Below are 21429 nucleotides of genomic sequence, written 5' to 3'. Positions count from 1 at the left end.
GGCCCGGCCGCATGAACGCTAGATGAATGTAACGTTCAAGGCCGCTTCAAAGAGAACTGTGTATTTGAAGAAAACATGAGCGGAACTTTTTGGAGATGCGGCCGTTACTCAGCTGAAAGGATCACGGCTATGGCACTTATTCTACTTCTTTCGATGATTATGTTTTTCACCATGCTTTTTGCAACGGCAAACGCAATCAGAAACGAAGCGCGCATCGACCGCGCAGATTTCTTGCGCGATCGTCTGGTAAAATAAGGAAGTTTCGCCATGGCAACCACAATGATGCTCATATCGGCAATCATCAGTATTGTGTTCCTGGTCGATTTCGCACGAACTATTCTCGACCTTCATCGCGACCGGGTCGCCATGAAGGGCAACAGCCAGAACGCCGGCGGATTCGGCGTCTGACGCATTGAAAGTTCCCCGACGACAGCAGCCACCTCCAGTGCCGCTGAATTGAAAACCGGACGGTTCCCCTGCCAGTCCGGTTTTTCTTTGCCCTGAGCAGGGTTATCCAATCGGCGGTAGCTGAGACAGCCGCCGCTTCTCGCTGGAAACACGAGAGGAACACCTGCCGCGTAAAGCCTGCCGACATAACCCGGCTGATCGCTGGCAAGTACGGCAAAATAGCTGTTCCATTTCAGGATGGTGATGCCCGCCGGCAGCTGCCCGGCGGCAAGGTGGCGATCGGGAAACAGCACCAACGCGCCAGGCGCCTGTTCGGTCACACGAAACACTACCGCCATCGCAACATACCATAGAAGGACGATGGCAATCGCCGTCGCAACGAGCCTGGCAGCTCTAGTAGTCAAAGACGTGTTCCACGCCCGGATCGGCCAAGGGGACGTTGTGCAGCAAGGTCGCCAGTTCATTCACCTTGACGGCAACCAGCAACCGGCTGCCGTCAAAACCGTCCCGCCGGACGCGTGCGATGACGGTACCCGGCAGGCTGGGCATCGCCAGGTCAGATTTTTCCGTGACGGAAACCATGATGTCATCGTTACCGGCAACCTCGCGGATCGTACCACCTTTCTGCGCAATCTCGACCAAGATCTTGGTGAACAGGTCGTAGCGCGGCGTTTCTATTTCGACATCGCCGCCGTTTTCACCAATCACTTTCACCCAGGGGATAGTCGCCAGCTCACTTGGGGCCAAACCACTGACGACGCTGCGGATTTCAAGTTGTGCTGCGCCGGTGGTTCCGGCGACGGCATTGGCAATCATTCCGGCGTAGAGCGTCTTTGCCCACCACTCGGTCCCGAGTGCAAACCGGCGCTCCCGGCCACGTACCGGATCGGTCACCGGTGCCTCATCGAGTTTTATTATCTGATTGTCGAACGGATATTTGTACCAGGGGGTTTGACGGAGGAAGGCGGCATAATCGACTGCCATTCCGGCAGCGACCTGATCCTGGGGTGTCTTCTTCTCACCGCGCAGCATCGCCGTCAGGCGGCCGATCGTTTCCTCGTAGGCTGCCTTGAGCAGCATTTCGAGCGTGAAACTGACGCCGATCGTGTGGATCGTCATGCGCGTCGCGGAATCGGCGCCACCATGCGCATCGGCAATCTTCGTCAGAGCACAGGCTGACGTCCAGAAGCCCTTGATGCTTGAGACGTAGTCGAATGCATATTCATCGCTGGTCTTCAGCGTTTGCGCCAACCCGTCATAGGCATAAACGATGTGCCATTCCGGATAAGTCAGGAAGGTGTTGGCTTCGCGCCTGTGCAAGGCCGCATCCTTGATCAAGGGGGTGTAGGGGTCTTCCGTCCTTTCGCCATGACAGAAAGTCTCGATATAGGCGACAGGGCTCAGAAGCAGCAGGATCAACAGGAGGATCGCCGCGAGGCTCCATTTGAGGAGCTTCCAAACCACGCGCATCAGGCCGTTGCCTTTTTGCCGAAGACAAGGGCGGAGTACACCGCGAACCCGCCGAGCGCCAGATGCGGCAGGTTGGCGAGGATCTTGAAGCCGAGCGGCAGATCTTGAATGCCGTAATTGACGATACCGAGATCGAGATAACCGGAGCCGGTGATCAGGCCGAGCAAGCCATCACCAAAGTAGAGAACGCCGAAATAGAAAAGAAAGCTGCGCGCCGCCCGGCTTGAAAGCCAAGCTGCGATTGCAGCCCAGGCGGCGGATGCGACATGCAGGCTATCGTCATAGATGTCGAGAGCAAAGATGCCGAAGGCCCTGCCCTGATCGTCGGTCAATCCGGGGATGTAGTTCAGCGACGCAGCGCCGAGAAGCACGATGGCATAGACGGCGGCGATGATGCGCAGTTTCCCCACGAAGGATCCTTTCATATTCTGGCGAGATAGGCGTCCCACAAATGATTGCGGAAAAGAAGGCCCTTGTCGAACGCGCGCTTGCTGGCGGCGAAGGAAGCGGCGCGCGGATAGGCGCGAACCAGCTGATCGATCGAGGCATGTGGGCGGTAAGGCAGATAATAGGTGCCGCCGATGGCAAGCACTCGCTCGATCAGTTCCCGCGTCATGCGCGCCATGTCCGCCTCGCCGCGCACGGTCTTTTCCTGGGAAAACAGCATCACGGCCGCGATGCGCGGCTCCGTTGCATAGGCAAGCACGCTGTCGCGATCGGTATCGACGAAGCGCAGCGTGACATTGAGCAATTGCTGGAAGGAGGCTGGAATCACGTCGCGGCACAGCGCGACAAATTCGGCAAACCGTGACGGCGCCACGAAATATTCGTGGAGGATATCGGTGCGCAGCGGATCGAGATCGTCAAGGGTGACGACCGGCTCGTTCATCAGGCTGTTGCGCGTCGATGACCCGGCGATCGCTGGGCCGAGCGAAGTCTCGGTCCACCAGCGCATATGTTTCATTCCGTCCGCTCCAACCTGCCGACGGAAGATTTCGCGGGAGACGCGGCTGATGAAGCCTGAACCGGTTGCGGCGGGAAGATCGGACTGGTCGGCAGCCGGCCGATAGGAAATCAGCAGGCCGTCCTCGAAGAACCGGTCGAGCGAGACATCCAGCCGACCGTAAGCCATCTGGATCGATGCATCGTTGTTCAGCATCTCCACAAACCGCTTGCCGAGTTCGGTGCCGGAAGCGCGCTCGAAACGAGGCTCGAGACGGGTGTTCGGTACCATGTCGAGTTCAAGCTCGGTGATCACACCGAAAAGGCCGTAGCCGCCCATGGCATGCCTGAGAGTTCGACGTTCTCGTGTCGAGAGCATGTGACATGCGTTCCGTCCGCCAGCAGCATCTTCAGCGAACCCACAGTACTGCCGCAGCCGCTGAAGCGCACCGGCCAGCCATGCGCGTTGACGCAGTAGGTGCTGGCAACGCCGAAATCATTGTTCGACTGCATTACGGCAGGCGAAAAGCCGATCGCGTCGAGCCTAGCGATGACGGTTGACCAGCGCGTGCCGGCGGCAACCCGGTAGGTCCTTGATGCCGGGTCGGCTTCCAGCCATTGCTGGTCCAGGGTGAGCACCGAGCCGCCCGGCGCCAGGCTCTGGCCACCCATCGAATGGCGGGCGGCGCTGGCAATGAACGGCCGGCCGGCAGCTTGCGCCTCGGCCATCAGCGCCCGGATGTTTTCGACGACCTCCCCCCTGGGGTCGGCAGTGACAACCACGTGTTTTGCAACCGGGGTCGGGGACAATTCACTGGCGTCATTGAGGAGAATGGCTCCGCTGTCGGCCTGCGCTTCCGCCGGAAAAACCGGACCTGCGGCGCTTGTCGGAGCAAGAAGCGTGCGGCCGGCATAAAGCCCGATGCCTGCGGATACCCCTGCCAACAGCGCGCGCCGTGTCAAATGCCCCATGAATTCCCTGCCCCTTGCCCCGATTGCCCATCTGGGAATCACGTCTGTAACGGTGCAACGACAGGATTAATTCGCGGACGAACAAATTCAATGGCAAAGAAAAACCGGGCGACAGGATCGCCCGGTTTTCATCTTGACATGGAGGAACCGTTACTCTTCCGTTGCAGCGGGCGGCTCGCCTTCCGGCACGTCCGACCCGGCCGCAATCTCGTCTTCCTCATCGGATTCCGGCTCGCTGATCCGCTCGACCGAGACGACCTTCTCGTCCTTGGCTGTCGAGAAGATCGTCACACCCTTGGTCGCGCGGCTGGCAAGGCGGATGCCGTTGACAGGCACGCGGATCAGCTGGCCGCCATCCGACACCAACATGATCTGATCGTTGTCTTCGACCGGGAAGGCTGCGACGAGTTCGCCGATTTCGCCCGTCTTCGACGTGTCCGTCGCGCGGATGCCCTTGCCACCGCGGCCGGAGGTGCGGAAATCGTAGGTGGACGACCGCTTGCCGAATCCCTTGACCGAGACCGTCAGCACGAACTGTTCGCGCGCCTTCAGTTCCTCGTAACGGGCCTCGTCAAGTTGACCTTCCTCAGTCACCTCTTCGCCGACCAGAGCGATTTCCTCGTCTTCGCCGGTTGCCGCGCGCCGTTCTGCCGCGGCGCGCTTCAGGTAGGCAGCGCGTTCCCAAGGCTCGGCACCGACATGGCCGACGATGGTCATCGAGATGATCCTGTCGTTTTCACCGAGCGAGATGCCGCGGACGCCGATCGAGTTTCGGCCCGCGAAGACGCGCACATCATCGACTGGGAACCGGATGCACTGGCCGAGAGCCGTCGTTAGAAGGACGTCGTCCTGATCGGTACAGGTCTCGACGGAGAGGATTTCATCACCCTCCTCCTCGAGCTTCATGGCGATCTTGCCGTTGCGGTTGACCTGGACGAAATCCGACAGCTTGTTGCGGCGAACCGTGCCGCGGGTGGTCGAGAACATCACGTCGAGGTTTTCCCAAGTGCTCTCGTCCTCAGGCAGCGGCATGATCGTGGTGATGCGTTCGCCGGCTTCGAGTGGCAGCATGTTGATCAGTGCCTTGCCGCGCGACTGCGGCGTTCCGATCGGCAGACGCCAGACCTTCTCCTTGTAGACGATGCCACGCGAGGAGAAGAACAGGATCGGCGTGTGCGTGTTGGCGACGAAAAGCCTCGTCACGAAATCCTCGTCGCGCGTCGCCATGCCGGAGCGGCCCTTGCCGCCGCGACGCTGCGCCCGGTAGGTCGTCAGCGGCACCCGCTTGATATAGCCGAGGTGGGACACGGTGATGACCATGTCTTCCTGGGCGATCAGATCCTCATCGTCCATGTCCGGACCGCCTTCGACGATCTCGGTGCGGCGCGGCGTGCCGAATTCGTCGCGCACGGCTATAAGCTCGTCCTTCACGATCGTCATGATGCGGACGCGCGAGGAGAGGATGTCCAGATAATCGCTGATCTCGGTGCCGATCTTGTTGAGTTCGTCGCCGATTTCGTCACGTCCAAGCGCCGTCAGGCGGGCGAGACGAAGTTCAAGGATCGCCCTCGCCTGCTCTTCCGACAGGTTGTAGGTGAGGTCCTCATTGATCCGGTGGCGCGGATCGTCGATCAGCCGGATCAGGCTCTCGACATCGGAGGCAGGCCAGCGGCGCGTCATCAATTGCTCGCGGGCGGTCTGCGGATCCGGCGCCTCGCGGATCAGCTTGATGATCTCGTCGATATTGGCAACCGCAATGGCGAGACCGACCAGAACGTGCGCGCGCTCACGCGCCTTGCGCAGCAGGTACTTCGTGCGCCGGCTGATGACTTCCTCGCGGAAGGCCACGAAGGCGCGCAGCATGTCGAGCAGCGTCATCTGCTCCGGCTTGCCGCCGTTCAGCGCCACCATGTTGCAGCCGAAGGAGGTCTGCAGCGGCGTGTAGCGATAAAGCTGGTTGAGGATGACCTCCGCATTGGCGTCGCGCTTGAGTTCGACGACGACGCGGTAGCCCTGGCGGTCGGATTCGTCGCGCAGGTCGGAAATGCCCTCGATGCGCTTGTCCTTGACCAGTTCTGCCATCTTCTCGATCATCGTCGCCTTGTTCACCTGATAGGGAACTTCGGTGATGATGATCTGTTCGCGATCGCCGCGCATCGGTTCGATGGTGGCGCGGCCGCGCATGATGACCGAGCCGCGGCCCGTCTCATAGGCCGAGCGGATGCCGGAGCGGCCAAGGATGAAGGCGCCGGTCGGGAAGTCCGGTCCGGGAATGATCTCCATCAATTGCGGCAGTTCGAGCGCCGGATCGTCGATCAGCGCGATGCAGCCGTTGATGACTTCCATCAGGTTGTGCGGCGGGATGTTCGTCGCCATGCCGACCGCGATGCCGCCTGCGCCATTGACCAGCAGATTCGGGAACTTGGCCGGAACGACCGAGGGTTCGTTCAGCGTACCGTCATAGTTGTCGCGGAAATCGACCGTTTCCTTGTCGAGGTCGTCGAGCAGCGCATGCGCTGCCTTCTGCAGCCGGCATTCCGTGTAGCGTTCGGCCGCCGGTGGATCGCCGTCGATGGAGCCGAAATTGCCCTGACCGTCGATCAGCGGCAGACGCAACGACCAAGGCTGCGCCATGCGCGCCAGGGCGTCGTAAATCGCCATGTTGCCGTGCGGGTGGTATTTACCCATCACGTCACCGGTGACGCGGGCGCATTTGACGTATTTCTTGTTCCAGTCGATGCCGAGTTCGCTCATCCCCCAGAGGATGCGGCGGTGAACCGGCTTCAGACCGTCGCGGACATCGGGAAGAGCGCGGCTGACGATGACGCTCATGGCGTAATCGAGATACGACCGCTGCATTTCCTCCATGATGGAAATAGGCTCGATGCCTGGTGGATTCTTGCCGCCGCCGGGTGTGGTTTGTTCAGTCAATTTCGATCACGATCTTTGTTCAGAATCAGACAGATTTTTATAGCCGAATGCATTGGCGAGCGCCAATTTCGGGGCCGGGTTTTGAACAGCCTTTTAGGCTCTTCGGCGCTATGGATGGCATTTGCAAGGCAAAAGCGAAGGAACGGTCCGAAACGGCTCTTTCCTTCGTCGATCCGGTCGCCTAACAATCCATGAGACGGCGATCATAAACAAGGCCGCGACGGGGACATCGGATGTCACACTTCGACCTTCTGATCAATGCGCTGACCACCATTCTGGTCACCATCGATCCACCCGGCCTCGCGCCGATCTTCCTCAGCCTGACCACGGGCATGAGCCGCCAACAACGGTTCCTTGTGGCGCGCCGCGGCACGCTGATCGCCTTCTTCATTCTCTCGGCCTTTGCCCTGTTCGGCAACGGCATCCTTTCGCTGTTGGGCATTTCGATCGGCGCGTTCCGGATCGCCGGCGGCCTGTTGCTCTTCTGGATCGCCTTCGAGATGATCTTCGAGAAAAGAAATGAGCGGAAGGAAAAAACCGGCGAAGCGGCCATCACCCGCGACCACATTCACAATATCGCAGTGTTTCCGCTGGCATTGCCCCTGATTGCCGGTCCCGGCGCGATCTCGGCGACGATCCTTTTGTCGGGATCCCTCTCCGCCACCATCGACAGGGCTCAGCTCATTCTCGTTATCGCCTTCTGTCTGGCCCTTCTCTTTGCCGCACTCGTCATTGCCGAGCGCATCGACAGGTTTCTCGGCGTCACCGGCCGCGCCATCCTGACACGACTGCTCGGCGTCATTCTGGCGGCTCTCGCCGTCCAGTTCGTCGTCGATGGCGTGAAGTCGGCTTTCGCGTGAGGCAGTCACGCCTCACCCCTGACGCAAGAAGGCCCGGTTTCCCGGGCCTTCTTTTGTTGTGCCGCAATTGGCAGAATCAGAACGGAATGTCGTCGTCCATGTCGCGTGAAAAGTTTCCGCCGCCCCCGCTGGAGCGGCCCGAAGGCGCAGACGCCGGACGATCGTAGTCGTCGCCGTAATTGCCGGAGCTTCCGCCGAGATTGCCGCCACCGTAGTCCGAGCCGCCACGACCGGCGCCGGCACCAGCGCCACCGCCGTCGCGGCCGTCGAGCATCGTCAGCGTCGAGTTGAAGCCCTGCAGCACCACTTCCGTCGAATAGCGATCCTGGCCGTCCTTGTCCTGCCATTTGCGGGTCTGCAGCGCGCCTTCGATATAAACCTTGGCGCCCTTCTTCAGATATTGCTCGGCAACCTTGCAGAGGCCCTCGTTGAAGATCACCACGCGGTGCCACTCGGTCTTTTCCTTGCGCTCGCCGGAATTGCGGTCGCGCCAGGTTTCCGACGTCGCGATGTTCAGGTTGGCGATCGGCCGGCCGTCCTGCGTGCGCCGGATTTCCGGGTCGGCCCCGAGGTTTCCGATCAAAATCACCTTGTTGACACTACCCGCCATCTTGCTTTTCCTGTTATCCCGCCCGGCATCGCTGCCCGGCCACCAAAATTTAGAGCGCGCACTTTAGCGGCTGACAGCTCACCATACGCCCCTTTGCATCCCGTCATCCACAACAGATTTTGAAGTTTGTTCTTTATTTGTTCTAGTAAACTCGTAATATCCTGTCAACCGACTCGGGAAAGCCAGCCTGTTTTTCGCATTGCGCCTCGACATGCGCTATGCCGTACTTAAATAGGAGCTTTCAATGGACTTACAAAGCTGGACACGATGAGCGAACTCAAGACCATTTCCATCCGCGGCGCGCGCGAGCACAATCTGAAGGGCATTGACCTTGACCTGCCGCGCAACAAGCTGATCGTCATGACCGGCCTGTCCGGTTCCGGAAAATCGTCGCTCGCTTTCGACACGATCTATGCGGAAGGCCAGCGCCGCTATGTCGAGAGTCTCTCGGCCTATGCCCGTCAGTTCCTCGAGATGATGCAGAAGCCGGATGTCGACCAGATCGACGGGCTGTCACCGGCGATCTCGATCGAGCAGAAAACGACCTCGCGCAATCCGCGCTCGACGGTCGGCACGGTCACCGAAATCTACGACTATATGCGCCTGCTGTTTGCCCGCGTCGGCGTGCCCTATTCTCCAGCCACCGGCCTGCCGATCGAAAGCCAGACGGTCAGCCAGATGGTCGATCGTGTCATCGATTTCGGTGAGGGAACACGGCTCTATATCCTGGCTCCGATCGTGCGCGGCCGCAAGGGCGAGTATAAGAAAGAGCTTGCCGAGCTGATGAAGAAGGGCTTTCAGCGCGTCAAGATCGACGGGCAGTTCTACGAGATCGCCGAGGCGCCGACGCTCGACAAGAAGTACAAGCACGACATCGACGTCGTCGTCGACCGCGTCGTCGTGCGCCCCGACCTGACGGCGCGTCTGGCCGACAGTCTCGAAACCTGCCTGACGCTCGCCGACGGCCTGGCCATCGCCGAATTCGCCGACAAGCCGCTGCCGCCGGAAGAGACGGCCGCGGGGGGCTCTGCCAACAAGTCGCTGAACGAGACGCACGAGCGCGTTCTGTTCTCCGAAAAATTCGCATGCCCCGTGTCCGGTTTCACAATTTCGGAGATCGAGCCGCGGCTGTTTTCGTTCAACAATCCGTTCGGTGCCTGCCCGACCTGCGACGGTCTTGGCAGCCAGCAGAAGATCGATGAGGCGCTGATCGTTCCGGAACCCGACCGGACATTGAAGAACGGTGCCATCGCGCCCTGGGCCAAGTCCTCGTCGCCCTACTACAATCAGACGCTCGAAGCCCTCGGCAAGGCGTTTGGCTTCAAGCTGTCAAACAAATGGAGCGATCTGTCCGACGAAGCCAGGCATGCGATCCTGCAGGGCACCGACGAAAAGATCAGTTTCCATTACGAGGACGGTGCGCGGTCCTACAACACCACCAAGACCTTCGAAGGCATCGTACCCAACCTGGAGCGGCGCTGGAAGGAGACCGACAGTGCCTGGGCACGCGAGGAAATCGAGCGCTACATGTCGGCGGCGCCCTGCCCTGCCTGCGACGGTTTCCGCCTGAAACCGGAAGCGTTAGCGGTCAAGATCGACAAGCTGCATATCGGCGAAGTGACCGATATGTCGATCCGCGTTGCGCGCGACTGGTTCGAGACACTGCCGGGCCATATGAATGCCAAGCAGAACGAGATCGCCGTTCGCATCCTGAAAGAAATCCGCGAGCGGCTGCGCTTCCTCAACGATGTGGGCCTGGAATATCTCAGCCTCTCGCGCAATTCTGGGACGCTGTCGGGCGGCGAAAGCCAGCGTATCCGGCTGGCCTCGCAGATCGGTTCGGGCCTGACCGGCGTGCTCTACGTGCTCGACGAGCCGTCGATCGGCCTGCATCAGCGCGACAATGCCCGGCTGCTCGAGACGCTTCGGCATCTGCGCGACATCGGCAATACGGTGATCGTCGTCGAGCACGACGAGGATGCGATCCTGACTTCCGACTATGTCGTGGATATCGGACCCGCCGCCGGCATCCATGGCGGCGAGGTGGTCGCGCAAGGCGCGCCGTCCGACATCATCGCCAATCCGAACTCGCTGACCGGAAGATATCTTTCCGGCGAACTTTCGGTCGCCGTGCCGTCCGAACGGCGCAAACTGAAGAAGAAAAAGGAAATCACGGTTGTCGGCGCCCGCGCCAACAATCTGAAGAACGTCACGGCCTCGATCCCGCTCGGCATCTTCACCGCGGTCACCGGCGTATCGGGCGGCGGCAAGTCAACTTTCCTGATCGAGACGCTCTACAAGGCGGCCGCACGCCGCATCATGGGCGCGCGCGAAAATCCGGCGGAACACGACCGGATCGACGGTTTCGAACACATCGACAAGGTGATCGACATCGACCAGTCGCCGATCGGCCGCACGCCGCGCTCCAATCCGGCGACCTACACCGGCGCCTTCACCCCGATTCGCGACTGGTTTGCCGGCCTGCCGGAGGCAAAAGCGCGCGGCTACCAGCCTGGTCGTTTCTCCTTCAATGTCAAGGGTGGCCGCTGCGAGGCCTGCCAGGGCGACGGCGTCATCAAGATCGAGATGCACTTCCTGCCGGATGTCTATGTCACCTGCGATGTCTGCCACGGCAAACGCTACAATCGCGAGACGCTCGATGTGCATTTCAAGGGCAAATCGATCGCCGATGTGCTCGACATGACGGTCGAAGAAGGAGTCGAGTTCTTCGCCGCCGTTCCGGCCGTGCGCGACAAGCTGATCACGCTCAACCAGGTCGGCCTCGGCTACATCAAGGTCGGTCAGCAGGCCAACACGCTCTCGGGCGGCGAGGCGCAGCGCGTCAAGCTTGCCAAGGAGCTGTCGAAGCGTTCGACCGGGCGCACGCTCTATATTCTGGATGAACCAACAACTGGATTGCATTTCCATGATGTAGCCAAACTTCTTGAAGTTCTGCATGAACTCGTCAATCAGGGCAATTCGGTCGTCGTCATCGAGCACAATCTCGAGGTCATCAAGACCGCCGACTGGGTGATCGATTTCGGCCCCGAAGGTGGCGACGGCGGCGGCGAGGTCATTGCAGCAGGAACGCCAGAGGACATCGTCAAGGAAAAGCGGTCGCATACCGGGGCCTTCTTGAAGGAGCTGTTGGAAAGACGCCCGATCCGTAAGGCGGAAGCGGCGGAGTAAAAGGTAACGCGAGGGGGAGACAGCATGACCAAATCAGGCACGATCCGCTGCGGCATCGGCGGCTGGACCTTCGATCCTTGGGAGGGGACGTTCTATCCGGAAACGCTGTCGAAGAAGCGGCAGCTGGAATATGCCAGCCGGCAGCTGAAGGTCATCGAGGTCAACGGCACCTATTACAGCTCGCAGAAGCCGGAAACCTTTGCCAAATGGGCGGCCGAAGTGCCGGAGGATTTTGTCTTTTCCCTGAAAGCCAGCCGCTTTGCCACCAACAAGAAGGTGCTGGGCGAGGCGGGTGAATCGATCAGCCGATTTCTTGGCCAGGGGCTGACGGAGTTGGGGCCGCGTCTCGGCCCGATCCTGTGGCAATTCATGCCGACCAAGAAATTCGATGCCGATGATTTCGGTGCCTTTCTGGCACTGCTGCCGGAGAAGCAGGATGGCTTGACGCTGCGGCACGTCGTTGAAGTGCGCCATCCCTCGTTCCGGACGCCGGAATTCATCGCGCTGCTGGCAAGATACAATGTCGCGGTGGTCTGCGCCGATCACGCCGAATACCCGATGATCGCCGATGTCACTTCGGATTTCGTCTATGCGCGCCTGCAAACCGGTAGCGATGATGTCGAGACTTGCTACGATGAAAAGCGGCTCGATCTCTGGGCCGATCGGCTAAAGAACTGGGCTTCAGGCGGCGTGGTTGACGAGCTGGAGTTCGGCGCTCCCTCGCACAAGCCTGAAAAGAAACCCCGCGATGTCTTTGCCTTCTTCATCACCGAAGGCAAGGTCAATGCGCCGAATGGCGCGCGGGCACTGCAGAAGCGGGTGGACTGATCAGACCGAAAGCGGTTCGATTGCCGCTGCGAGGTCTTCCGCCGTCAGCCCCTCGCCTGCTTTGGCGCCGGCTCGTCCATGACGCCAGACACCGGCGGCGGCCGCCTCGAAGGCTGGCATGCCCTGCACCAGATGCGCGCCGACAATACCGGCAAGCGTATCTCCCGATCCTGCCGTCGCCAGCCACGGCGGCGCATTGGTGTTGATTGCAGCGCGGCCGTCGGGCGCGGCGATCACCGTATCTGCGCCCTTGTAGACGACGACGCCACGACTGCGTTTGGCGGCGGCAATGGCGCGGTCTACCTTGGAAAGGGCTTTATCGGCCTCGATATCCGGAAACAGCCGGGCGAACTCGCCCTCATGCGGTGTCATGACCAGGCGCGTTTCACCCTTTGCGTAGGCCTTGAAGAGCGACGCGGGGTCGTCCTTGAAAGCCGTGATGCCATCGGCATCGAGCACCAGTTTTCGCCCCGCGAGCATCAGGGCGTACCGCCGCGCCCTCTCCAGATCGCCAAATCCCGGGCCAAGCACGAAGGCGCTGATGCGTTTGTCGGCCAGCCAGTGCGAGAGGTCGTCTTCATCCTCGATCTGTTTCAACATCACCGCCGTCAGATGAGACGCATTGGCTTGCAGGGCCGCGGCGGGCGAGGCGATCGTCACCAATCCGGCCCCCGCCCTCAGTCCGGCGACCGCCGATAGCCGCGCGGCGCCTGTCGAAAGCGGGCCGCCCGAAAAAACCGCAAGGTGCCCGCGTTTGAATTTATGCGCGGCCGGGTCCAGGGCAAAGGCGTGCTCCCGCCAGAGATGCGGGCTGTTTTCGCAAAGCGTGCCTGCACGAGCACGCAGGATGCGCTCGGGGATGCCGATGTCGAACACCTCCAGCGTGCCGCAAAGCATCCGCCCCGGTGTCAGCAGATGTCCCGGCTTCCGGGCCACGAACGTGACCGTGTGACGGGCGTGAAAACTTGCTCCCAGCACCTGTCCGCTGCGGCCGTCGACACCGGAGGGCAGATCGACGGCGATGACCGGAAGATCCTGGCTCTCTACCGCCCGCATCACGCTTGCCGCCTCCGGCGGAACAGCGCGTGAAAGACCCGCTCCGAACAAAGCGTCGATGACGACGTCTCCGGCAATCGGGCCATAGTCCGCAAGCGGTTTCACCGCAACGCCGCAGCCCGCGTAGGCACGCGCTGCATCGCCTTTCAAGGCCGCCGGATTGCCCAAGGCATGGACTTCGACATCCGCGCCGCTGCCGCGCAAGGCGGCGGCGGCGATATAGCCATCCCCGCCATTGTTGCCGGGACCGCACAGGACGACAAACCGCAAGGCACCGGGATAAAGCCGCAAGGCCGCCGCCGAAACGGCCGTTCCGGCGGATGTCATCAGGCTGAAACTGTTGATCCCCGAGCGAGCCGCATCGGCATCGATCGCGGTCATTTCGGCGGGCGTAACGATGGCGTCGTTTCTAAAAGCTGGCATGGCCTCAAAATGCCCTGCTGGCGAAGCGCCTGCAAGGCTAAAACACGAACAGCAAATGTTTATTTTTTATGCATTTGCACATATTTAGCGCTTATCTATGCCGCTTAATACGGCCCTCAAACAAGCAACGCGCCCGCGATGACCAGCGACATACAAAAATTCATAAAAAATAGGCAAAAGGCGCTGTTTATTCTGAAGAAACAGCTATGATCGTCTCTGTTGGAGGAGTTTTCGTCCAAAACGGCATCGCATTTGCCATATCTGGCATGTAAAATGCATATTGAGGGCAAGCGGGCATAAGCCTGCTATAACGGGAGAAGCGGAGAGACATTTTCTCATGAAAAAGATCGAAGCGATCATAAAGCCTTTCAAGCTTGACGAAGTGAAGGAAGCCCTTCAGGAGGTTGGCCTGCAGGGTATCACCGTCACGGAAGCGAAGGGCTTTGGACGCCAGAAGGGCCACACGGAACTTTACCGTGGGGCAGAATACGTTGTTGATTTTCTCCCGAAGGTGAAAGTCGAAGTCGTGCTGGCAGACGAGAACGCCGAAGCCGTGATCGAGGCCATTCGAAACGCCGCCCAGACCGGGCGTATTGGTGATGGAAAGATTTTCGTCTCCAATATCGAAGAGGTCATTCGAATCCGCACCGGTGAGACAGGCATCGACGCCATCTGATCCGCCTGGCCGTTCGGTCCGGGCTACTACCTCGTCATCTCAAGAGAGGGACTTTCAAAAAATGACGACTGCAAATGATATCCTTAAGCAAATCAAGGATAACGACGTCAAGTTCGTGGATTTGCGCTTCACCGACCCCAAGGGCAAGCTGCAGCACGTAACGATGGACGTATCCTGTGTTGATGAGGACATGTTCGCCGATGGCGTGATGTTCGACGGTTCGTCGATCGGCGGCTGGAAGGCCATCAACGAGTCCGACATGGTGCTGATGCCCGATCCGGCAACCGTGCACATGGACCCCTTCTTCGCACAGTCAACGATGGTCATCGTCTGCGACATTCTCGATCCGGTCTCCGGCGAAGCCTATAACCGCGACCCACGCGGCATTGCCAAGAAGGCCGAAGCCTACCTCAAGGCTTCCGGCATCGGCGACACCGTCTTCGTCGGCCCCGAGCCGGAGTTCTTTGTCTTTGACGACGTGAAGTACAAGGCTGACCCGTACAACACAGGCTTCAAGCTCGACTCGTCCGAACTGCCGTCCAACGACGACACCGACTACGAGACCGGCAACCTCGGCCACCGTCCGCGCGTCAAGGGCGGTTATTTCCCGGTTCCGCCGGTCGACAGCTGCCAGGATATGCGCTCCGAAATGCTGACGGTGCTGACCGAAATGGGCGTCACCGTCGAAAAGCAGCACCACGAAGTGGCCGCTGCCCAGCACGAACTCGGCGTGAAGTTCGACACCCTGGTGCGCAACGCCGACAAGATCCAGATCTACAAGTACGTCGTGCACCAGGTCGCCAATGCTTATGGCAAGACGGCAACCTTCATGCCGAAGCCGATCTTCGGCGACAACGGCTCGGGCATGCACGTGCACCAGTCGATCTGGAAGGACGGCAAGCCGACCTTCGCCGGCGACGAATATGCCGGCCTGTCGGAAACCTGCCTCTTTTACATCGGCGGCATCATCAAGCATGCCAAGGCGATCAACGCCTTCACCAACCCGACGACGAACTCCTACAAGCGTCTGGTGCCGGGTTATGAAGCGCCGGTTCTGCTGGCCTACTCCGCCCGCAACCGCTCTGCCTCGTGCCGTATCCCATTCGGTACCGGTCCGAAGTCGAAGCGTGTCGAAGTTCGCTTCCCCGACCCGCTGGCAAACCCCTATCTCGGCTTTGCCGCCATGCTGATGGCCGGCCTCGACGGCATCAAGAACAAGATCCACCCCGGCAAGGCCATGGACAAGGATCTCTACGACCTGCCGCCGAAAGAACTGAAGAAGATCCCGACCGTCTGCGGTTCGCTGCGCGAAGCGCTCGAAAACCTCGACAAGGACCGCAAGTTCCTGACCGCCGGCGGTGTCTTCGACGACGACCAGATCGATGCCTATATCGAACTGAAGATGATCGAAGTCATGCGTTTCGAAATGACCCCGCATCCGGTCGAATTCGACATGTACTACTCGGCATAAAAACCGATTTTGTCCGCGAAAGCGGTCCGCTTCAGAGAAAGGCCGGTCTCTCGCGAGACCGGCCTTTCCGTTTGTGCGGGTTCGGGCCGCTATTTCTGTTTCAGGCGCTGCTTCAGCAGGTTGAGGTACTCTTCGTTTCCATCCGGCTGTGCGGCCACAGCCTCCGGCGTCTTGCATGCAGGCTTGTAGTCGAGCGCCATGCCAGCCTTGACACAGACGCCGACCTGCCAACCAGGCGGCAGCGCCGTCAGATCGACATCTTTCCATTTCGGATGCCCGGTCTTCCGCAGTTTGTCGAGATTGTTGAGAATGAGGCTTGAGAATTCCGACACCGCCTGGCAGCTTTCGCGCTGATAGGCATTGCGTTTGATGTCGTAGTCATAGGTCATCATCACAGCCTTGACGGCGATCAGATCGACCGGTTCCTGCTGGAAGGCATAGGTCGCGGCATCGATGCGTGAAGCCGTGTAGGTTGCGAGCAGCGGCGCCTCTGTGATCGGCAGGAGATGGAACTTGGCGCCGTCGATCGGATTGTTCCTGAACAGCGCCGCGGGAGCACCCGCCACATAGAAGAAGGCGTCGATCTCGCCGGCCAGCAGTTTCGGCAGGGCCGCATCTGGATTGAGCGGTACGCGTTCGCCGGTCTTCACCTGCAGAATATCGAGAACAAGCGAGGAGGTGAGAAAAGTGCCACTATCCTTGACGCCGACGGCGACCTTCTTGCCATCCAAGTCCTTCACATCCTTGATATCGGTGCGGGCGAGAACGTGGATTTCCTCGTTGTAGAGCGGGAACATGATGCGCACGCCGCGTACTGCCTGCTGGACCTCCCGATCGTTTGCCTCGAAGGTCTTCAAATATTCGAGCACATCGCTCTGCACGATGCCGAACTGGGTATTCTTGCGGTTTCTGACACCGACGAAGTTTTCGAGCGAACCGGCGGATTGCTGGACGTTCAGCGTCAGCCCACAACTCTTGCCGAGTGCTGCGACATCGCGGCCGATCTGGATATAGGTGCCCTGCGGGCCGCCTGTCATCATGTTCTTTTCAAACTCGGCCGCCGATGCCGGACCGAATGAAAAGGCCGCGACAATCGCGGCAGCAACAGAGGCCAGTCGAAGCATTATTTTTCTCCCCCAGAGACCGCTTGCTTTGCGCAGGCGGAGGCACGTTTCAGCAATCGCTTTTGAAATCACGCATAAGATTGCGCATCAGGATAAGCGGCACCTTGTCGAAGACGCTCTCCAGGGCATCCGTCACGCAGGCGCCGGCGACGAGCTTGTCCTTCAGGCGCTGCGTCTTTTCCTCATCCAGAAAGCCAAGGCCGCGGGTCGCACCGATGACGTTCTCGACCAGCAGGCTGTCACGCGGCGTTAACGCGTCTGCAGGTTTGGCCTCAGCCGTACTCGGCAAATCGGTGGCCAAGGGCGTGTCAGTGGGTTTTGCGGTCGAATCCTTGGCAACAGCCGCGGAGGCGGCTTGATCGGCAAGTCGCTTTTCCAGCGCCGCCACTTTTCTGCGCTCCTCGCCGAGGCTTTGCTCCAATGTCTCAATCTGGGCATCACGCGCTTCGAGTGCCGATTTGAAGGCAGGTGTCTCCTGCGCTTCCGTCTGCTTTTGCTCCAGCACCTTGCGCGCAGCGGCTGCGTCGGCCATGGCCCGTTCCACGGCCGAGCGCAGGCTGGTTATCTGCTTGTTCAACGCCAGCTTCTCGGCGGCAAGACCTTCGGCCTGCTTTTTGGCCCCGGCGGCATCTGATTTCGCGGCGGTCAACTCGGTATTGATTTTCGCGATTGTCGCGGTGAAATCGTCGGCGGCGGACTTCGCGGCCGCCTTTTCCGTCGACAGCAGTTTTTCAAGCGTGGAAATATCGGCGTCGCGCTTGTCGAGCAGCCGGTTGAGTTTCGGCACCTCGTTGAGCTTCAGGTCGGCATATTCCTGTTCCAACTCCCCAGCCCAGTTGCCGGAGTTCTTGCGGAATTCGGCCAAGTCGTTCGCAACCTTGTCTTTTTCGACCGTCACCCGATTCAAGTCGTCAGTCAAGGCAACTGCCTGCGCCTTCAGGGCGGCAATTTCCGTCTGCATGGCCTGGCGGGCGAACCAGAAATAGGCGCAAACGGCAATCAGCGCCGCGAAAAGAATGACCGGCAGTGCCATACCCGACGAGCCGCTGCTTCGCGTCACCTGGTTGTTTCTGCCCCATTGATTGCTCATGCCATATCCGCCACGGAAAACTCCCCTTCAAGTGAGGTACGACGAATTTCCGGGAGAGGCAAGCAACAGCAGCCCGCAGGTTTGGCGCCCCTTCTCGCCGAGCACCGCGCGGCAACGGCCTCCCTGACCTTAGCTATTGATGTTTGTTGAAAAACCACCACATATTGCGGGAAAGGAACCTATCATGATGAAACAAAGAGACGCAAAATTTCAGATTGGACAGGTTGTTCGCCACCGTGTGTTTCCGTTCCGCGGCGTTATCTTCGACGTTGACCCGGAATACGCCAACACCGAGGAATGGTGGAATGCAATTCCCGCTGAAGTCCGCCCGAGCAAGGACCAGCCGTTTTACCATCTGCTCGCAGAGAATGATGAAACGGAATATGTGGCCTATGTTTCCGAACAGAACCTCGTTTCGGACGACAGCGGAAGGCCCATGCGCCATTCGCAGGTGAACGCCTTCTTCGACCAAGAGGGTGTCGGCCAGTACAAGCCGAAAGCTGTCGTTCAACACTGACGGCGGCCATCCTCCCTGGCTTAGGCCTGAAACAAAAAAGCCCGGACGAAAGTCCGGGCCTTTTTTTAAGTATCGCGTTGCGATCAGTTCTGCTTGGCGGCCTTCTGGGCTTCTTCCAGCTTCTTGCGGGCGTCCTCTGCCTTCTTCTGCATTTCTTCCTGCAGCAGGCGCTGGCGCTCCTGGAGCTTCGACTGCTCGATCGGCTCGCCGTCGAACACGCCGGTGAAGCCATTGAGCGAAATTTTGATCGGGTTCGGCGCACGCTGGAAGTTGACCGAGGTGAACACCACTTCGCCGCCCTTCTTCAGGTTCGCGAGCACACCATCGCTGAGCGGTACTTCTGCGATGCACTTGTCCGGCATGCAGATTGCGTAGTCGAGCTTGACGCCCTTGCCGCCATCGATCTGCATCTGGATGCCCGGCGGGATGAGGCGCGCGGAGGGAACCGAAACCTGCATCACCTTGCGTTCTACCTTGCCGCGAACGCTGATAAGGCCGACGGCGGTGATCAACTGTCCATTGCTGGCCGACAAGAGGTTCTGCACGATGCAGACATCATTGTCTTCCTGCTTGGTGCACACCTTGAACCAGCCCTGTGGCGGACGGCCGGCGGCCTGTTCCTGCGCAAACGACGCGGCAGGCATCGCGGCAACGGCGACAGCGCCGGCGAACGCCGAAAGTGCGGCCTTTTTGGTGAAGTTCGACTTGAAGATCATAACGATATCCGTCTCCTGAATTCCGGTGTCTGAGCGGTCTCGCGCCGCTGGTCATCTATGGTCAGCCGCCCGCTCTCCTGTTGGGCAAATAAGGCAATTGCATGACCCTCGTCTCCGGGAACACCTGTTACAGTGAGCGGGCGCGGATATCCAGTCTTTCCTTGATTTTTTTGCGATCGTCTATTGGCCTGCACCGGGATTTTTGCAGTATCTGCCGGTTGGAAATGCCAGTCAACGTGCTAGTTTGCCGTGATTCACACAGTATACGACAGCAGGAGGCGGGCTTGCGCGCATTGTTCTTAGGATTGATTTCGCTGCTTGCCGCGCTCGGCACAGGCGTCGCGGCAAGGGCCGAACCGGTCCATGGCATCGCCATGCACGGGCAGCCCGCCCTGCCCGCCGACTTCAAGAGTTTTCCCTATGTCAAACCGGACGTGAAGAAGGGTGGCCGTGTGGCCTACGGCGTCGTCGGCACGTTCGACAATCTTAATCCCTTCATCCTGAAAAGTATGCGCACCACCGCACGCGGCATGCTCGACCCGGAATACGGCAACCTCGTCTATGATTCGCTGATGCAGCGCTCCCGTGACGAAGCCTTCTCGCTTTACGGCCTGCTGGCCGAATCCGTCGAATGGGACGACGACCGCAGCTTCATCCAGTTCAACCTGAACCCCAAGGCCAAATGGGCGGATGGGCAGCCGGTCACGCCCGAGGACGTCATTTTCACCTTCGAGCTGTTTCGCGACAAGGGCCGCGTGCCCTTCAGCACCCGGCTGGCGAAGGTCGAGAAGATGGAAAAAGTCGGCGACCGCAGCGTTCGCTTCACCTTCAACGATCAGGCCGACCGCGAGTTTCCGTTACTGATCGCCATGACGCCGATCCTGCCGAAGCATGCGACGGATGTGGCGACATTCGATCAGACTTCGCTCAAATTCCCGCTCGGCTCGGGACCCTACCGCGTGGCGGAGGTCAAGCCTGGCGAGCGGATCGTCTACAAGCGCAATCCCGACTACTGGGCAAAGGATCTGCCCAGTAAGGTCGGCGTCGACAACTACGACGAAATTTCCGTCGAGTATTTTCTCCAGGACAATTCGCTGTTCGAGGCCTTCAAGAAGGGCGAAGTCGATATCTATCCGGAAGGCAGTCCGACAAAATGGGCGCGAAGCTACAATTTCCCGGCGGTTCAGTCGGGCAATGTGATCAAGGATACGTTCACGCCAAAGACGCCGTCCGGCATGCTCGGCTTTGTCTTCAACACCCGCCGGCCGATGTTCGAGAATATGAAGCTGCGCCAGGGGCTGGCCCTCGTCTTCGATTTCGAATGGGTCAACAAGAACCTGTTTGACAATGCCTATACCCGCACGCAGAGCTTTTGGCAGAATTCAACCCTGTCCTATCTCGGTGTCGCGGCCGATGATCGCGAACTCGGGCTTCTGGGCGACATCCGCAATCGGATCAATCCGTCCGTTCTCGACGGCACCTACCGCCTGCCTGTGACCGATGCATCCGGTCGCGACCGCAACGTGCTGCGCGAAGCCGTGACGCTGCTGCGTGAAGCCGGCTACGGTATCAAGGACGGCAAGATGCTCAACGAGAAGGGCGAGCCGCTCTCGTTCGAGATCATGACCCAGAACGAGGGACAAGAAAAACTGGCGCTTGCCTACCAGCGGTTCCTCGCAGCCCTCGGCATTACCGCGTCGGTGCGCACCGTCGACGATTCGCAGTATCAGCAGCGCAGCCAATCGTTCGATTACGACGTGATCGTCAAATCCTTTCCCTCGTCGCTGTCGCCGGGTATCGAGCAGGTTTCCTACTGGGGAGCACAGTCGCGCGACCAGCAGGGTAGTTCGAATTTCGCCGGCGTCGCAGATAAGGATGTCGATGCGCTCATCAGCAATATACTCCGGGCCGTGACCGTGGAGGACTTCACCGCAGCCGTACGGGCACACGACCGCCTGCTGGTATCCAGCTTCTATCTCGTGCCGCTGTATCATATAGGCGCGCAATGGGTCGCGCGCCAAAAGCATATCGGCCGCCCGAGCGTCGTGCCGCTCTATGGCTATCAACTGCCGGCCTGGTGGGATGAAACTGTGCAGTGATGCGGATTTGAGGCCGGTATACTTTTGGTAACGCATTGAAACCGGAA

At 59.8% G+C, this 21429-nt stretch carries 19 protein-coding genes; 7 read left to right on the top strand and 12 right to left on the bottom strand.

Annotated elements, in window-relative coordinates; all coding sequences use genetic code 11:
* Window positions 1-104: 104 nt before the first annotated feature.
* From WI754_RS15560 to gyrA, 7 genes are all read right to left on the bottom strand, one after another.
* Window positions 105-302 carry a hypothetical protein gene (locus WI754_RS15560; protein ID WP_349434383.1) on the bottom strand — a complete coding sequence of 66 codons (198 nt, stop codon included), beginning with the start codon at window positions 300-302 and terminating at the stop codon, window positions 105-107.
* A gap of 45 nt (window positions 303-347) precedes the next feature.
* Window positions 348-746 carry a hypothetical protein gene (locus WI754_RS15555; RefSeq protein ID WP_349434382.1) on the bottom strand — a complete coding sequence of 133 codons (399 nt, stop codon included), beginning with the start codon at window positions 744-746 and terminating at the stop codon, window positions 348-350.
* A gap of 55 nt (window positions 747-801) precedes the next feature.
* On the bottom strand, window positions 802-1878 hold the full coding sequence (locus WI754_RS15550) for a hypothetical protein (RefSeq protein ID WP_349434380.1): 1077 nt from the start codon (window positions 1876-1878) through the stop codon (window positions 802-804).
* Window positions 1878-2288, bottom strand: a complete 411-nt coding sequence (locus WI754_RS15545; protein WP_349434378.1) for a hypothetical protein — start codon at window positions 2286-2288, stop codon at window positions 1878-1880. Before WI754_RS15545 ends, WI754_RS15550 begins: the two co-directional genes overlap by 1 nt.
* Before the next feature lie 11 nt (window positions 2289-2299).
* Window positions 2300-3199 (bottom strand): hypothetical protein, encoded by a 900-nt coding sequence (locus WI754_RS15540; protein WP_349434376.1) that lies wholly within the window; start codon window positions 3197-3199, stop codon window positions 2300-2302.
* Entirely contained in the window at window positions 3133-3792 is a 660-nt protein-coding gene (locus WI754_RS15535; protein ID WP_349434375.1) for an FAD-binding protein, read from the bottom strand. Before WI754_RS15535 ends, WI754_RS15540 begins: the two co-directional genes overlap by 67 nt.
* Window positions 3793-3942: 150 nt before the next feature.
* On the bottom strand, window positions 3943-6723 hold the full coding sequence (gyrA, locus tag WI754_RS15530) for a DNA gyrase subunit A (RefSeq protein WP_349434373.1): 2781 nt from the start codon (window positions 6721-6723) through the stop codon (window positions 3943-3945).
* A gap of 233 nt (window positions 6724-6956) precedes the next feature.
* Here gyrA and WI754_RS15525 point away from each other — a divergent pair, with 233 nt between their 5' ends.
* Complete coding sequence (locus WI754_RS15525) at window positions 6957-7583, top strand: MarC family protein (RefSeq protein WP_349434371.1); 627 nt, start codon at window positions 6957-6959, stop codon at window positions 7581-7583.
* Between the two features lie 76 nt (window positions 7584-7659).
* On the opposite strand, the gene WI754_RS15520 is transcribed toward WI754_RS15525, so the two are convergent.
* Window positions 7660-8193 carry a single-stranded DNA-binding protein gene (locus WI754_RS15520; protein WP_349434370.1) on the bottom strand — a complete coding sequence of 178 codons (534 nt, stop codon included), beginning with the start codon at window positions 8191-8193 and terminating at the stop codon, window positions 7660-7662.
* A gap of 267 nt (window positions 8194-8460) precedes the next feature.
* Here WI754_RS15520 and uvrA point away from each other — a divergent pair, with 267 nt between their 5' ends.
* Together uvrA and WI754_RS15510 are read left to right on the top strand one after the other, a co-directional pair.
* Window positions 8461-11382 (top strand): excinuclease ABC subunit UvrA, encoded by a 2922-nt coding sequence (gene uvrA / locus WI754_RS15515; RefSeq protein ID WP_349434369.1) that lies wholly within the window; start codon window positions 8461-8463, stop codon window positions 11380-11382.
* A 24-nt stretch (window positions 11383-11406) separates the two neighbouring features.
* Window positions 11407-12210 (top strand): DUF72 domain-containing protein, encoded by an 804-nt coding sequence (locus tag WI754_RS15510; protein ID WP_349434367.1) that lies wholly within the window; start codon window positions 11407-11409, stop codon window positions 12208-12210.
* On the opposite strand, the gene WI754_RS15505 is transcribed toward WI754_RS15510, so the two are convergent.
* The gene (locus tag WI754_RS15505) at window positions 12211-13689 is read right to left on the bottom strand and encodes an NAD(P)H-hydrate dehydratase (RefSeq protein ID WP_349434366.1); all 1479 of its coding nucleotides are present in this window, start codon (window positions 13687-13689) and stop codon (window positions 12211-12213) included.
* Window positions 13690-14026: 337 nt separating this feature from the next.
* Between WI754_RS15505 and WI754_RS15500 the strand changes: the two genes are divergently transcribed.
* Window positions 14027-14365, top strand: a complete 339-nt coding sequence (locus WI754_RS15500; protein WP_018324798.1) for a P-II family nitrogen regulator — start codon at window positions 14027-14029, stop codon at window positions 14363-14365.
* Between the two features lie 61 nt (window positions 14366-14426).
* The gene (gene glnA / locus WI754_RS15495) at window positions 14427-15836 is read left to right on the top strand and encodes a type I glutamate--ammonia ligase (protein WP_349434365.1); all 1410 of its coding nucleotides are present in this window, start codon (window positions 14427-14429) and stop codon (window positions 15834-15836) included.
* A gap of 89 nt (window positions 15837-15925) precedes the next feature.
* Here glnA and WI754_RS15490 read toward each other — a convergent pair whose 3' ends face one another.
* The gene (locus tag WI754_RS15490; RefSeq protein ID WP_349434363.1) at window positions 15926-16960 is read right to left on the bottom strand and encodes a TAXI family TRAP transporter solute-binding subunit; all 1035 of its coding nucleotides are present in this window, start codon (window positions 16958-16960) and stop codon (window positions 15926-15928) included.
* A gap of 49 nt (window positions 16961-17009) precedes the next feature.
* Entirely contained in the window at window positions 17010-18050 is a 1041-nt protein-coding gene (locus tag WI754_RS15485) for a hypothetical protein (RefSeq protein WP_349434361.1), read from the bottom strand.
* 187 nt (window positions 18051-18237) lie between these two features.
* Here WI754_RS15485 and hspQ point away from each other — a divergent pair, with 187 nt between their 5' ends.
* Entirely contained in the window at window positions 18238-18567 is a 330-nt protein-coding gene (hspQ, locus tag WI754_RS15480; protein ID WP_349437828.1) for a heat shock protein HspQ, read from the top strand.
* Window positions 18568-18650: 83 nt separating this feature from the next.
* Here the strand turns inward: hspQ and WI754_RS15475 are convergent, their stop codons facing one another.
* Window positions 18651-19283: an invasion associated locus B family protein gene (locus WI754_RS15475; RefSeq protein WP_113003845.1), complete on the bottom strand. Its 633-nt coding sequence runs from the start codon at window positions 19281-19283 to the stop codon at window positions 18651-18653.
* Between the two features lie 284 nt (window positions 19284-19567).
* Between WI754_RS15475 and WI754_RS15470 the strand changes: the two genes are divergently transcribed.
* Window positions 19568-21382, top strand: a complete 1815-nt coding sequence (locus tag WI754_RS15470; RefSeq protein ID WP_349434360.1) for an extracellular solute-binding protein — start codon at window positions 19568-19570, stop codon at window positions 21380-21382.
* The last annotated feature ends 47 nt before the right edge of the window (window positions 21383-21429 follow it).

Origin of the sequence: Pararhizobium sp. A13, from assembly GCF_040126305.1 — a bacterium.
Lineage (GTDB): Bacteria > Pseudomonadota > Alphaproteobacteria > Rhizobiales > Rhizobiaceae > Pararhizobium.
The sequence above is the reverse complement of the archived record's forward strand: the minus strand, read 5'-3'. Positions and strand labels throughout refer to the sequence as shown.